The 14,350-nt window shown below is 39.0% G+C and carries 12 protein-coding genes; 3 read left to right on the top strand and 9 right to left on the bottom strand.

What is annotated here, in order from left to right; genetic code table 11:
- Positions 1 to 54 precede the first annotated feature (54 nt).
- The 9 genes from GLW08_RS09575 to GLW08_RS09535 form a co-directional block, all read right to left on the bottom strand.
- Positions 55 to 282 (bottom strand): hypothetical protein, encoded by a 228-nt coding sequence (locus tag GLW08_RS09575; RefSeq protein ID WP_160848395.1) that lies wholly within the window; start codon positions 280 to 282, stop codon positions 55 to 57.
- Positions 283 to 539: 257 nt separating this feature from the next.
- A complete protein-coding gene (locus GLW08_RS09570; RefSeq protein WP_160848394.1) occupies positions 540 to 1,850 on the bottom strand; it encodes a dihydrolipoamide acetyltransferase family protein in 1,311 nt (436 codons plus the stop codon).
- Between the two features lie 20 nt (positions 1,851 to 1,870).
- Positions 1,871 to 2,854 carry an alpha-ketoacid dehydrogenase subunit beta gene (locus GLW08_RS09565; RefSeq protein ID WP_160848393.1) on the bottom strand — a complete coding sequence of 328 codons (984 nt, stop codon included), beginning with the start codon at positions 2,852 to 2,854 and terminating at the stop codon, positions 1,871 to 1,873.
- A gap of 15 nt (positions 2,855 to 2,869) precedes the next feature.
- Entirely contained in the window at positions 2,870 to 3,814 is a 945-nt protein-coding gene (locus GLW08_RS09560) for a thiamine pyrophosphate-dependent dehydrogenase E1 component subunit alpha (RefSeq protein ID WP_160848520.1), read from the bottom strand.
- A 69-nt stretch (positions 3,815 to 3,883) separates the two neighbouring features.
- The gene (gene lpdA, locus GLW08_RS09555) at positions 3,884 to 5,305 is read right to left on the bottom strand and encodes a dihydrolipoyl dehydrogenase (protein ID WP_160848392.1); all 1,422 of its coding nucleotides are present in this window, start codon (positions 5,303 to 5,305) and stop codon (positions 3,884 to 3,886) included.
- A gap of 14 nt (positions 5,306 to 5,319) precedes the next feature.
- Entirely contained in the window at positions 5,320 to 6,411 is a 1,092-nt protein-coding gene (buk, locus tag GLW08_RS09550) for a butyrate kinase (RefSeq protein WP_160848519.1), read from the bottom strand.
- Positions 6,412 to 6,432: 21 nt separating this feature from the next.
- A complete protein-coding gene (bcd, locus tag GLW08_RS09545; RefSeq protein WP_160848391.1) occupies positions 6,433 to 7,527 on the bottom strand; it encodes a branched-chain amino acid dehydrogenase in 1,095 nt (364 codons plus the stop codon).
- Positions 7,528 to 7,541: 14 nt separating this feature from the next.
- The gene (gene yqiS / locus GLW08_RS09540; RefSeq protein WP_160848390.1) at positions 7,542 to 8,447 is read right to left on the bottom strand and encodes a phosphate butyryltransferase; all 906 of its coding nucleotides are present in this window, start codon (positions 8,445 to 8,447) and stop codon (positions 7,542 to 7,544) included.
- A 103-nt stretch (positions 8,448 to 8,550) separates the two neighbouring features.
- The gene (locus GLW08_RS09535; RefSeq protein ID WP_160848389.1) at positions 8,551 to 10,632 is read right to left on the bottom strand and encodes a sigma-54 interaction domain-containing protein; all 2,082 of its coding nucleotides are present in this window, start codon (positions 10,630 to 10,632) and stop codon (positions 8,551 to 8,553) included.
- Positions 10,633 to 10,771: 139 nt separating this feature from the next.
- Between GLW08_RS09535 and GLW08_RS09530 the strand changes: the two genes are divergently transcribed.
- The 3 genes from GLW08_RS09530 to GLW08_RS09520 all read left to right on the top strand — a co-directional run bounded on the left by GLW08_RS09530 (position 10,772) and on the right by GLW08_RS09520 (position 14,150).
- Complete coding sequence (locus GLW08_RS09530) at positions 10,772 to 11,005, top strand: DUF2627 family protein (protein WP_160848388.1); 234 nt, start codon at positions 10,772 to 10,774, stop codon at positions 11,003 to 11,005.
- 503 nt (positions 11,006 to 11,508) lie between these two features.
- Entirely contained in the window at positions 11,509 to 13,422 is a 1,914-nt protein-coding gene (locus GLW08_RS09525) for a DUF294 nucleotidyltransferase-like domain-containing protein (protein WP_160848387.1), read from the top strand.
- Positions 13,422 to 14,150: an exonuclease domain-containing protein gene (locus GLW08_RS09520; protein WP_160848386.1), complete on the top strand. Its 729-nt coding sequence runs from the start codon at positions 13,422 to 13,424 to the stop codon at positions 14,148 to 14,150. The genes GLW08_RS09525 and GLW08_RS09520 overlap by 1 nt, the downstream gene beginning before the upstream one ends.
- Positions 14,151 to 14,350: the final 200 nt, after the last annotated feature.

Genomic DNA, 14,350 nt, shown 5'->3' with positions numbered 1-14,350 from the left:
ATGTTTATTTATACATTTACAACAATTTATATAACTCATGTTGACTGCAAAATATTATTCACAAACAGGATTTCGTGGTATTTTCACAAATGAAATATCTTTGTACATTCTGGCATTTTGTTTAATAATGACAACATGATTTACTGTCCATATAAAAGATGGAATCTCTTGCCCCTCCTCTACCATCATTGCTTCAAATTCATCACCAACGTTGTTCTCAAATACGCCTAATGTGTAGGTTTCTGTATCGGTTGAAAAATCTCTCCATTCGCAGAGGATCATGATTATCACTCCTTGTGTTTTTGATTAACTTTATAGTATCACCTGATAACGCTTTCATTTTCGGGGAGATATTACAGATTTGTGAACTATTTCACAATCATTCCCTGTCGTGTTTCTTCAATAAATTATTTTCATTGATATATGCAATTTAAAACCGATTACCTATCATTAACATTTACAATTTTATCTCAGGAGACTATATATTAATAAAAAACACCTCAGGGATACTACTCTTTCCCTAAGGTGTTTTCGCTTTGTTAATACACTGAAGTATTTTCTTTCGTCATCTTTTCTAGTAACTCTTTTACTCGTGCAAGGAAATTACCCGCTACAAGTCCATCTAATACACGGTGGTCTAGTGATAGACACAAGTTAACCATGTCTCTTGCTGCGAACATTCCATTCATAAATACTGGACGTTTAACAATCGATTCTACTTGCAAGATTGCAGATTGTGGTGGATTGATGACTCCCATTGACTGTACAGATCCAAAGGAACCAGTATTGTTTACAGTGAATGTTCCACCTTGCATATCATCGTTCGTTAGCTTACCGTTACGAGCTTTCTCAGCAAGGTCCGTGATATCTTTTGCAATACCTTTGATGCTCTTCTCATCAGCATTCTTGATGACTGGAACAAATAATTCGTTTTCTTTTGCTACTGCAATGTTTAGATTAATTGCTTTTCGTTGAATGATTTTGTCCCCTGCCCATGTACTATTTAGCTGAGGATATTCCTTCAACGCTTGTGCAACAGCTTTAACAAAGAAAGCAAAGAACGTTAAGCTGAAGCCTTCCTTTTGTTTAAATTCATTTTTAAGTGAATTACGAAGTTCTACTAAATTGGTTACATCCACTTCCACCATCATCCATGCATGTGGAATCTCTTGGGTGGATTTAACCATATTTTGCGCAATCGCCTTACGAACACCTGTAACTGGGATTTCTACATCGCCTTCTTGAGCAGTAGGTTGTGGTCCAGAAGATGCTGGTTGTGCTGCTTTTGGTGCTTCTTGAGTTGGTGTTGCTTCTTTTGGTATTTCTTGAGATTCTTGTGAGGAAGCAGCTTGGTTCGGTTGTTCTTTTGGTATATCTCCAGATTCAATAATCTTCTCAAGGTCTTTTCGAGTAATTCTCCCACCTCGACCAGATCCTTTGACCTGGTTTAGATCGATATCATTTTCTTGAGCCATATGTAATACGGCTGGTGAATAACGCTTTTTCATAGGCTGATCTGCATCATCTTCTTCATCAATTGTTTCCTTTTCAACAGGTGCTTCTGGCTTGTCTTCTTGAGAATCAGCTTGATTCGTTTCTTCTCCTGCGTCCTCTGTTTCGATGTAACACATAAGGTCACCAACAGCTAGCGTATCCCCTTCTTGGGCAACAAATTCAACAATCTTACCTGAAAAAGAAGAAGGAACCTCTGCATTTACTTTATCCGTCATAACCTCAGCAATCGGGTCATATTTTTCAATGGTGTCTCCTTCAGAAACCAACCACGTACTGATGGTTCCTTCTGTAACACTTTCCCCTAGCTGAGGCATATTGATTTTTTCTTTAGCCAATCCAAACCCTCCTTATCACTTTAGAATTCAGCTAAATCACGCATTGCTTTTTCTACTTTATCTGGATTCATCATAAAGTATTTTTCCATAGATGGAGCATACGGCATCGATGGTACATCAGGTCCAGCTAAACGTTGAACTGGTGCATCTAAATCAAACAGACAGTTTTCAGATACGATGGCAGATACTTCACTAATAATACTGCCTTCAAGATTGTCCTCTGTAATTAGAAGAACTTTTCCTGTCTTCTTAGCCGCTTCAATAATAGATTCTTTATCTAAAGGATAAACGGTACGAAGATCAAGAATATGAGCATCAATACCTTCTTCTGCTAGCTTCTCTGCTGCTTGTAGAGCAAAGTGTACACAAAGCCCATAGGTAATGACCGTGATATCAGATCCTTCCCGTTTTACATCAGCTTTTCCAATTGGAAGTGTATATTCATCTTCAGGAACTTCCCCCTTGATCAAACGATATGCCCGCTTATGTTCAAAGAAAAGAACAGGGTCATCGTCACGAACAGCTGCTTTTAATAAGCCCTTAGCATCATATGGTGTAGAAGGCATCACAATTTTCAATCCAGGGGAATTCGCAAAGACAGATTCAACAGATTGAGAGTGGTATAACGCTCCATGGACTCCCCCACCATATGGAGCACGAATTGTAATTGGGCAGCTCCAATCATTATTAGAGCGATATCTAATTTTGGAAGCTTCGGATAGGATTTGGTTAACGGCAGGCATGATAAAGTCTGCAAACTGCATCTCAGCTACAGGTCGTAAGCCATACATAGCAGTACCAATTCCTACACCAGCAATAGCTGATTCGGCCAGAGGTGTATCAATCACACGCTCTTCCCCAAATTTATCATAAAGACCATCTGTAGCACGGAATACACCACCGCGCTTACCGACGTCTTCCCCCAAAACATAAACCTTCTCATCACGATCCATTTCTTCATGCAGTGCTTGTGTTACTGCTTGGATATAAGACATAACTGGCATGGTTTCTTCCCCTCCCTACTCATTCTCGGCATATACATACTTCAGAGCACTCTCTGGTTCAGCATATGGTGCGTTTTCAGCATAATCTGTCGCATCATTAATAATATTCTTAAGCTCATCTTCAAGCTGTTGTTCTTTTTCATCCGTTAAAACTCCTACTTCTTGTAAGTAAGCTTTAAAGGTAATGAGAGAGTCTTTCTTTTTCGCTTCTTCTACTTCTTCCTGCTCTCGATACGTACGATCATCATCATCACTAGAGTGAGCCGTTAAACGATAGGAAACTGTTTCGATTAGTGATGGGCCTTCCCCACGACGTGCTCGGTCTGCTGCTTCTTTCACAGCTTCATAGACAGCCAGCGGATCATTTCCATCTACTGTGTAGCCAGGCATTCCATATCCTTGAGCACGATCAGATACTTTCTCACATGCGATTTGTTTTTCCACAGGTACCGAAATAGCGTATTTATTGTTTTCTACCATTGTGATAACAGGTAACTTATGAACACCAGCAAAGTTCAAAGCCTCATGGAAATCCCCCTGGTTAGAAGATCCTTCACCTAAAGTAGTTAGTGTGACAAAATCTTCTTTTTGCATTTTGGATGCTAATGCAAACCCAACTGCATGGGGTACCTGAGTCGTAACCGGTGAAGACCCAGTTATAATACGGTTTTTCTTCTGACCGAAGTGCCCAGGCATCTGACGTCCACCTGAGTTTGGATCTTCTGCCTTGGCAAAACCAGAAAGCATTAATTCCTGTGCATTCATTCCAAATGACAGCACAATACCCATATCTCGATAATACGGTGCTACATAATCCTTCTCTAGATCAAGAGCAAAAGATGCCCCTACTTGCGCTGCCTCTTGCCCCTGACATGAAATGACGAATGGAATCTTACCTGAACGGTTCAACAACCACATACGTTCATCTATTTTTCTAGCAAGTAACATCGTTCGATACATTTCTAATACTTTCTCATCTGAAAGGCCTAATTGTTGATGGCGGTTCTCAGCCACAAGAATCCCTCCTTATTATCCGTGAATTTGTTTTCCGTCTACAGCTAGAGCTGCTTCACCCATTACCTCAGAAAGCGTTGGGTGAGGGTGGATGCTGTGGGCAATTTCCCACGGTGTTGCATCCAATACTTTTGCAAGTCCAGCTTCTGAAATCATATCCGTTACATGCGGTCCTAACATATGAACCCCTAATAAGTCATCTGTTTGTTTATCTGCTACTATCTTTACAAAACCATCTGTATCCCCAAACACTAAAGCCTTACCAATAGCTTTAAAGGAGAACTTACCTGTCTTCACATCATACCCTTGCTCTTTCGCTTGTTCTTCTGTAAGTCCTACGCTTGCAACCTCAGGATTGGAATAAATACAGGAAGGCACTTGTTCCATATCCATAGGTAATGGGTCTTGTTCAGACATGTGTTCCACTGCAATGATACCTTCATGTGAAGCAACATGAGCTAGTTGCATGCCACCTATGACATCACCGATTGCATAAATGTGTGATTCCTTTGTTTGATAATACTTATTGGTTTGAATGGCACCATTCTCTACTTGAATGTCTGTATTTTCAAGACCAATGTTTTTAACATTAGGTGTACGCCCAACGGAAACTAACATACGGTCAGCTTTATACGTTTCTGTTTCACCATTTCGTTCTGCTTGAATTTCAATGCCTTGTTCTTTTTTTAAGGTATCACCCATAACCTTTGTGCCCGTTACGAGTTTCACACCTTTCTTCTTCATTAAACGGGTCATTTCTTTAGCAACTTCGTGATCTTCAGTTGGTAATATGCGGTCTAGATATTCTAGCACCGTAACTTCTACTCCGAAATCTGCTAACATGGAAGCCCATTCTATCCCAATGACACCTCCACCAACAATAACAATAGATGAAGGCAATTCTTCCATACTTAGTGCTTCATCAGAAGTCATGACAAACTGTTCATCCACTTCCAAGCCAGGTAATGTTCTAGGGCTTGAACCTGTCGCAACAAGAACATTTTTCGGAATGAGCATTTCGTTTTCTTCCCCATTGTTCATCTCCACGGAAATAGTACCTGCCGATGGTGAAAAAATGCTAGGACCTAGAATTCTTCCAAATCCTTCATATACGTCAATCTTCCCTTGTTTCATTAAACCTTGTACGCCTTTATGAAGTGTGTCTACTATGGATTGTTTGCGTTCTTGAACTTTAAAGAAATTCAACGTTGGTTCTGACGTTTCAATTCCATATGTATCAGCTTCTTTCGTTTGTTTATACACCTCTGCACTTCGCAATAATGCTTTTGATGGGATACATCCTCTATGCAGGCATGTCCCTCCTAATTTGCCACTTTCGACAATGGCTGTCTTTAATCCTAATTGCGAAGCTCGAACAGCAGCCACATATCCTCCTGTTCCGCCACCAAGAACGACTAAATCATATTCTTCTGCCATTGATCTCTCCCCTTTCACCCAACTGGATTGGGATAGGTTTTAGGTTGCTCTTCATTACGGAGCACCCGTAATGTACCCTCATTCAATGCTTGTAATTCGTTTTCTCCAGGATAGACCAAACAATCAGCAATCCAATTAATTCGCTCTGTAATCATCGAAACAAATTCTTTACCATATGCAAGACCTCCTGTTAATGCAATTGCATCAACTTTGCCTAGCATAACGGCACTCATTGACCCAATTTCTTTCGCTATTTGATATGCCATAGCATCGTAGACTTCTCGAGCTACTTCATCACCAGCTTCAATTCGTTTTTCGACCTCAACCGCATCATTGGTTTCAAGATAAGCCATAATTCCACCTTGTCCAACTAATTTCTTCATGATTTCTTCGCGATAATATTCCCCAGAAAAACACATCGAAACTAAGTCACCTGCTGGAACGGTGCCTGCACGTTCAGGTGAAAAAGGACCATCTCCATGGAGACCATTATTAACATCCACGACTTTGCCATTCACATGGGCACCAACTGTTATTCCTCCACCCATATGGACGACAATAATATTGAGCTCTCTATACGGTTTCTCCAGGTCATTAGCGACTCTTCGAGCAACTGCTTTTTGATTCAAGGCGTGGAAGATACTTTTTCTCGGAATTTCTGGAACCCCCGAAAAACGAGAAACGGATGCTAATTCATCAACAACAACAGGGTCTACGATAAATGCAGGTATATTTAAGCCTTTAGCAATCTCATTGGCTATTATTCCCCCAAGATTGGAGGCATGTTCCCCATTATAACCAATCTGCAAGTCATGTAGCATGGCTTCATTTACTTTATACGTTCCGCCTTCTATCGGACGTAGTAATCCTCCTCTTCCACATACAGCATCCAGCTTAGAGATATTGATGCCCTCATGGTCAAGGGCATCTAGTATTGTTTTTTTGCGGAAGTCGAATTGTTCTATAATTCTTGGAAAGTTGGATGTTTCTTCACTCTTATGCCGAATCGTTTCTTCGAAGATGCATTGATTGTTATTAAAGACGCCGATTTTGGTAGATGTGGATCCTGGATTAATCACAAGTGTTCTATAAGTTTGTTGCAAGATATTGACCTCCAATAGATGTGATTAGCGACGACTTAAAATGTGATGTTCATTTTGTATAAAAGTACTTTTTGTTTTACGCATTTTTTCAATTCTCTCTTCCGCCATACGATCTGCTGCCATGTATGTCGGAATATTGTCGCGTCTTGCAATCTCGAAAACACGTGTACATGTATCGTATAAACCTTCTACACGTTTCATGGCACGGTCATAATTATATCCGTACAATTCATCGGCTACGTTTATAACTCCACCAGCATTGATCACATAGTCAGGAGTATAGACAATTCCCATTTCATGAATAATATCTCCATGTCTAGCTTCTTTTAACTGATTATTTGCCGCTCCAGCTATAACTTTTGCCTTAATTTGCGGAATCGTATCATCATTAATTGTAGCTCCTAATGCACATGGGGCGTAAATATCACAGTCAACAGCATAAATTTCTTCTGTCTCCACAGCTTTTGCTCCAAAGTTTTCTACTGCACGATTCACAGCTTCTTTATTAATATCCGTTACGATTAATTGAGCTCCTTCTTCGTGAAGGTGTTTACATAGATTATAAGCTACATTTCCAACACCTTGAACTGCAATAACTTTCCCCTCTAGAGAATCAGAACCAAATGCTTCCATAGCTGCAGCTTTCATACCTCGATAAACTCCATATGCTGTTACAGGTGAAGGGTTACCAGAAGACCCAAATGCTGGGGAAATTCCGGTTACATAATCGGTCTCTTCATGAATCGTGTCCATGTCATGAACTGTAGTTCCTACATCTTCAGCTGTGATGTAACGCCCATTAAGTCCTTGAATATATCGACCAAATGCACGGAACATTTCTTCGTTCTTCTCTGTTTTTGGATCGCCAATAATAACAGTCTTTCCACCACCAAGGTTCAGTCCAGCTGCTGCATTCTTATATGTCATTCCCTTAGATAGTCGCAGGGCATCCTCAATAGCTTCATCCTCTGAAGCGTATGTCCACATACGCGTCCCACCCAGTGCTGGCCCTAGTGTTGTATCATGTATTGCGATAATCGCCTTCAAACCTGATTCTTCATCTTGGCAAAATACTAATTGCTCGTAATCGTATTCCTTCATATACTTAAAAATTTCCATTATTGATTCCTCCTCTATGATCTTTGCGAAGTTAGTAAGGCTAATACTAGTGAATATAATTTACTCTCAGCTGAATCAGCACGAGAGGTTAAAACTATCGGGGCTTTGGCACCGTTTATTATTCCGGCAACCTTAGCATTTGAGAAATAAATAAATGATTTGTATAGTGCATTCGCAACTTCGATGGAAGGGGCAAGTAGAATATCAGCTTTTCCAGCTACTTCTGACTTAATCCCTTTTTGTTGGGCAGCCTCTTGTGACACTGCATTATCAAATGCTAATGGGCCATCCACTACACAACCCTCGATTTGACCTCTACGCTGCATTTGAGTAAGCGATGCTGCATCGACTGTAGGCTGCATAGTTGGATTGACTATTTCAACTGCTGCTAATGGGGCTACTTTAGGTAGTTCCATTCCAATAGCTTTAGCTACTTGCACAGCATTTGAAATAATTTGCGCTTTCTCCTCGAGATTAGGCTCCAGATTCATACCTGAATCGGTAAGCATAATAAGTCGTTCTTGATTAGGTATCTCAAATAAAGCAACATGAGATAAAACTTTCTTTGTTCGGAGACCATATTCTTTGTTCAGAACAGCCTTGAGTAGTGTTTTGGTATCGATATTTCCTTTCATAACCACATCAGCTTCACCATTTGAAACAGCTTTAACAGCTTGGATTGGAGTTTGCTCCAATTCGCTTACGTGGATTACTTCAAGCTCTTCTCTATTTAGATCTAAGGATATACTTTGTGCAAGGTTGGTAATAACACTCTTATCACCAAATAATTGAAAGCGAGCTAGTTGAGAGTCAACAGCAAGTTGAATTGCTTTTAATATCCCTTCATCTGCTGCCTGAGCAACAGCTACTTTCTTTTGATATGTTTTGTCTACTTGTTCCAATAATGTGTTTAACTTCATATCACTCATCCTTCTCTATTAACCATGTGCAAAAACCATGCCAACTACACAATGTCTGAAAGCGCTTTAACGAAGGCGTGGGAGATGTGCAATGTTTTGCTTACTATGAAAAATCTTGCATGCTATCTCTGTCAATTTGGTATTTATCTAATTTATAATATAAGTTCCTAATAGAGACTCCTAACGCTTTAGCTGTCTTTGTCTTGTTAAACTGATTAGATCGATACGCCTCCTTGAGAACTTTCTTTTCATATAAATCCAACGTCTCTTGAAGATTCTTTCCATTCCACCCTTCTGTAAGGGTTTCACTCTCGTCCGTGGAATGTTTAGGATGTTGCCACAATTCAGGGATATGTGATAAAAGGATTTCTTCTTCATTCATCGACATATAAATCATTGCTCGTCCAATAATATTTTCAAGTTCTCTTACATTCCCGGGCCAATCATAGCCTTGTAGGTACCTTAATGCTTCCTCATTAATCTCCCTTACATTCCGTCCATAATCTTGGTTTAGTTTTTGGATAAGATGCAAAACTAGACCAGGTATATCCGAATGTCTTTCCCGCAATGGAGGAATAAAAATAGGCAAACGATTCAACCTGTAATATAAGTCTTCTCTAAATGTATGTTCTACAATCGCTTTCTCCATTTTCACATTCGTGGCAGCTATCACACGTACATCTATGTTAATTGGCTTGGTTCCACCAACACGTACAATTTCATGTTCTTGAAGGACACGAAGCAACTTGGCTTGCATATGAAGGGAGAGTTCCCCTATTTCATCTAAAAAAATACTCCCATGATTCGCTTCTTCAAATAGTCCCCTTTTCCCTCCACGTTTCGCTCCTGAAAAGGCACCTTCCTCATATCCGAATAATTCACTTTCAAGAATAGATTCTGCAATCGAAGCACAATTCACACGAATAAATTTATTGTGTCGTCGATTGCTTTCATTATGAATAGCATGAGCAAATAATTCTTTCCCAGTACCTGATTCTCCACGTAGTAGAACAGTCGCAGGTGTTTTTGCACCTACTCTTGCCTGTTCCAAAGCCAACGTCATCTCAGGAGAATCACCAATAATATCATCGAACGTGTACTTCGCTTCGAGATTACGAATAATTTGTCGCGCTTTCTTTAGCTCACTTGTAAGGGACTGGATTTCAGATACATCATGCAGCACTCCCACGCTACCCTTTAACTTTCCATCAACTATTACTGGAGCTACATTCACTAATACTTCTTTTTTTGCTGGACCTACGCTCATTCGAACTCCACGAACTGGACGGCGGGTTTGCAACACACGCATGTGCATGCTCTCCCCTTCTGATATGTCTGCTGTTGCAGGTTGACCAACGATTTCTTTCTCTGTAAGTCCAGTTATTCTTGTATAGGCAGGATTGATCATAGTTCCCAATCCATTTTCATCTACTACAGATATTGCTTCTTCAGAGGATTGAATAATTGCCTCTAACATTGTTTTAACTTCTTTTAAATCTGTAATTTCTTCTGCTAAATCAACTACCTCTGTAATATCTTTAAATACAGAAAAAGCTCCCATTAACTCATTGTCAGCACCTATCAAAGGAATCCTGGTAGTAACAATCTTACGTCCATTTTCTAATTCAAGCTTCTGATTTACTTCTTTACGACGAACTTTTAGTACTTCTGGGAGTCTTGTTGTTGGAATTAGTTCTTGTATATTCTTTGATGTACCTTCTTCTTTCTTAAATCCTAAGATTCTTTCTGCACTCCGATTCATGAATGTAACCTTTTCTTCACTATTGATTACTACCATACCATCATGAATGGAGTTTAGAATAAGCTCTTGGTTCTTGGTTTGCCGTTTTAATTCAGATAATAAGTTGTTTTTTTCCTCTAACAGCTCAGAGGTTATGTACGCTACAGAACCTGGGATGACGACTGTCTTCTTTGATCGTTCTTGCAATAACTCTTCGAAAACATCTTCGTCCCCTGTTGCCTCTATCACAATATCTATGTCTTCATGAATCCAACGCTTCCAATCTTGACCTGTTCGAATGTTGTTTTGTTTAGCAAGTTGAACCCCTGGTGCATCTTCATAAATATCAACAACTGCTACAATTTCCATCATTTCCGTCCCGCTTAAAAGAGTTAAAAGTGCTGTACCACCTTTCCCTCCCCCTACAACAAGTACTCGTTTCATATCCATCATCACCTTGCAATTATTTGCACACTTCAACTATACGTCAACCTGCACAATATGGCAAGTCTCATTGTTCTTTTCATGATGTGAGTAGTTTGCTATACTAAAACTGGAAGTTACAGAGAGGGAGAGACCGTTAATGATCCGAATTATAGCCCTTTTTATCTTGGTTATCCCCGGTGCGCTTGCTGTTCTAGGAATCAAGATCATGCGTGATACGCTATTCGGGATAGAATACCCAATATTGTTCACCTTATGGTTTCAATTTATTGCGGGTTTTTTATTATTTTTATTAGGTCTTGCATTCATTGCAGGCTTCATTTTATACAGAGATAGAAAACTAGGAAAAACAGAAGGACGCTTTAAATCATAATGCACCGGAGAGGACGTTACATTCGTCCTCTTTTTTGTTATATAGATACTTATATAAATGCTAGTTAATAACGTTATAAGTTATACAATGTCTACCAGCCATCGTATCGACCTACACAGGATAACCATTAACATACTTTTAGTGAGACGTTTTTTACTCTTTTAAGCTTATGGTGTTAATTTTTGCTATACTAAAGAATGCTAAAGAAAAGCGCAAGTGCCCGTCTAGCGACGTACAAACTGCTGCCCACAGGACGTGGGTTGGTTCGATTTGCTGCACGATGTAGCGGGTCTTAATCGAACCTCCATCATCCCAGAACCTTCTCTAAAGCCTTAGGAGATAAAGGAAACACGGAGAGCAATAGCGATTCGATGCTGACTTATTGCAAGGCGGGGCAGGAAGTTTAGTCGCTGGGCACTGGAGCTATACATGTAAGCGCCATAAGTTATACTTTCTTTACTTTTTAAAAGTACTTAGTCTTATACATAAGGAGGGAAGCTTTCTTGGAAAAATATTTAGAGATTTTTAAAACGCAACATCCATTTAATTTATTAACAGAAGAACAATGGAATAAAATCTTCACTGGTGCTTCTCTACAATCTTTTCATACGAATCAATTCATTTTTCACGAGGACGAAGATGAAGAAGATATAGATATTTATTTCGTATTAACTGGACTCGCAAAAAATATTATGCACAAGGACAACGGAAAACAAATATCAGTACGTTTTTACTATCCTAATGATCTTATTGGAATTATGATTATGCTAACAAGTGGTGAGATGAAGTTTTCCGTACAAGCTTTAGAGGAAACAAAAACGCTCCGTTTTAATAAAGCGAATTTTTTAGAGGTTATGTCTGAAAATCAAGATTTCTCAAAAGTTGTTATGGAAGGTATCAGCAATTTAATGAAAAGTCTCTATCATGAGATTAAACACAAAGCAAAAGACACTGATGATGACTCTCATGATCGTGATTTATTTAAGCAACGCGTCCTAACCTATTCTGAATCTCCTACACTTATCAGTTCAGAAAACACATTATTCGAAGCAGTAGAAAAAATGGAAACCCAAAAAGCTGGAGGGTTAATTGTATGCGATGACGAACAAAGATTGCTAGGGGTATTAAATTATCAAGATATCTTTAAAGCATACTTAAAACATGACTTTCAAAGCCATGTTAAAGATTATGTAAAAGAGGAACCTTGCTTCGTCTCTGAACGCGACTTTATTTATGATGCTATCTCTTATTTAAAGCATAACCCTGCTAGCATAATACCAGTGTTACACAGATATAAGGTTGTCGGACAATTACGACAAACCTCTTTCTTAAAAATGCACGATTCAGTATATTTTGACTTACGTTATCAAATTCAAAAAGCTCCAACTCTAGAAGCATTAATGAGTCTTGCTCCTAGATATAACGAATCATTCCAGGAATTCGTGTCACAATTACTAAAAGATCAAATGTTTGCTTATGACGTATGCGAATTAATTTCTAGTTATAATGACGAAATTCATAACCAAGTCATCCATCTAGCTGAACAAGCAATGTTAAAAGAAGGATATGGTACACCACCAATAAATTATTGCTTTATCGTAATGGGGAGTGAAGGAAGAAAAGAGCAAGCTTTCAGTACTGACCAGGATAATGGGATTATCATTGATAACTATGAGCACCTCGATAACAAAGAAGAAATTGAAGAATTTTTTCAGATATTCACAGAGAAGATCAATTATATGCTAGAATCATGTGGATTTCCATTATGTTCTGGTGAAATCATGGCAAAAGAGACTAAATGGAGAAAGTCACTACAATCATGGTTCAATGCCATCCATACATGGTTGGATAAAATGGATGCAGAAGAAATTAGAGACTTCACCATTTTTATGGACTTTCGGCCAATTGTTGGGGACTTTTCGCTCGCCTATCAATTAAGAGAATATGTAACGAAGCGCGTTCAACGCTCCTTAAATCTCCAGCAATTGCTTATGAAGGATACGCTTCGCTTCCGCGTTCCCATCCAGCCCTTTGGTAGAATCACCGCAACTGGTAGGACGCGTGTTCTCAATCTAAAGAAATCCTCGATTATGCAAATAGTGAATGCTGTCCGAATTTATACAATCAAATATGGCGTGGAAGAAGTGAATAGTATTAAGCGTCTTGATGTTTTAGAAGAACATGAACGTTTTCACCCTAGAGATGCTGAAAATGCTAAGCTTTCTCTGCATCGTTTATTAAAATTTCGACTTGAACAAAACTTAAAAGAAATCCGTCATGACCAACCATTGTCTAATGATATCAGTTTAGTTTCTTTGAACAAATCTGAACGAAAAGAATTAAGAGACGCACTCCTTATAGCAAAACGACTCCAACAGGTACTTGAGTTGAGCTATAACCGAAATCGGGTGGTATAGTGCTACCAATTGATTTAGAAATCCTAAAGTATATACTGTTCGAAAAACCCCTATATGCTTATAAAATCAGACCTTACTTAAGAACAGCAGATTACACGGAGTTAAAAATTCGTTTAGAGCATTTTGAAAGAAACAAAGACCTTTTGAATATGGATCTATCCACGGCCCCATTTACGATATTTGATTTAGAAACGACTGGACTATTACCAGAAGTTGGACATGAGATCATATCAATTGGAGCCATCCGTATACATGGCACACAACATATACAGTACGAACGTTTCCATCAGCATATTTATCCTATTAGACCTGTTCCAAATCGCACACTTGAGTTAACAGGGATGTCTCGTGAAGACTTAAGGAATGGTCATTCTTTTTGTGATGCCTATTATAACTTCCTTAAATTCAGCAAGGACTCCATTCTCGTTGCATATCCTGCTGCATTTGATATGAATTTTCTCCAAACTATGCTAAAGAGATGGAAGCTACCTGTAAAAACCCCCCATTCCCTTGATGCTCAATCGTTGGTCAAACATTTATATCCAAACAAGAAATTTCAGCTCGACAACATCATTACAGAACTTGGCATATGTAAACTAGATAGACACCATGCATTGAATGATGCTACGATGACCGCTGAGTTATTTCAAAAATTGTTACAGGACTGTATCAATTTAGGCATTAAAACGCCAGGTGAATTAATACAATATGCACAAAAGAAAAGCTGAAGAAGTCTAATTAGACTTCTTCAGCTTTGTTTTCGTTAGTAAAGTATAAGTTTGTGGCGCTTACGTGTCTAGCTCCAGTGCCCAGCGACTAGCAAACTTCCTCCTCCTTACGATAAGTCAACATTGAATCACTTCGTTCTTCGTGTTTCCTTTATCTCCTAAGGCTTTAGAAAAGGTTCTGGGATGATGGAGGTTCGATT

Source organism: Pontibacillus yanchengensis (assembly GCF_009856295.1).
GTDB classification, from domain to species: domain Bacteria; phylum Bacillota; class Bacilli; order Bacillales; family BH030062; genus Pontibacillus; species Pontibacillus yanchengensis_A.
This window is presented reverse-complemented; position numbering and strand designations above follow the sequence as displayed.

Coding starts and splice junctions, on each gene's coding strand:
- GLW08_RS09575 (WP_160848395.1), bottom strand. CDS start 282: ATGATCCTCTGCGAATGGAGAGATTTTTCAACCGATACAGAAACCTAC.
- GLW08_RS09565 (WP_160848393.1), bottom strand. CDS start 2,854: ATGCCAGTTATGTCTTATATCCAAGCAGTAACACAAGCACTGCATGAA.
- GLW08_RS09560 (WP_160848520.1), bottom strand. CDS start 3,814: ATGTATCGAACGATGTTACTTGCTAGAAAAATAGATGAACGTATGTGG.
- lpdA (WP_160848392.1), bottom strand. CDS start 5,305: ATGGCAGAAGAATATGATTTAGTCGTTCTTGGTGGCGGAACAGGAGGA.
- bcd (WP_160848391.1), bottom strand. CDS start 7,527: ATGGAAATTTTTAAGTATATGAAGGAATACGATTACGAGCAATTAGTA.
- yqiS (WP_160848390.1), bottom strand. CDS start 8,447: ATGAAGTTAAACACATTATTGGAACAAGTAGACAAAACATATCAAAAG.
- GLW08_RS09535 (WP_160848389.1), bottom strand. CDS start 10,632: ATGAAACGAGTACTTGTTGTAGGGGGAGGGAAAGGTGGTACAGCACTT.
- GLW08_RS09530 (WP_160848388.1), top strand. CDS start 10,772: ATGATCCGAATTATAGCCCTTTTTATCTTGGTTATCCCCGGTGCGCTT.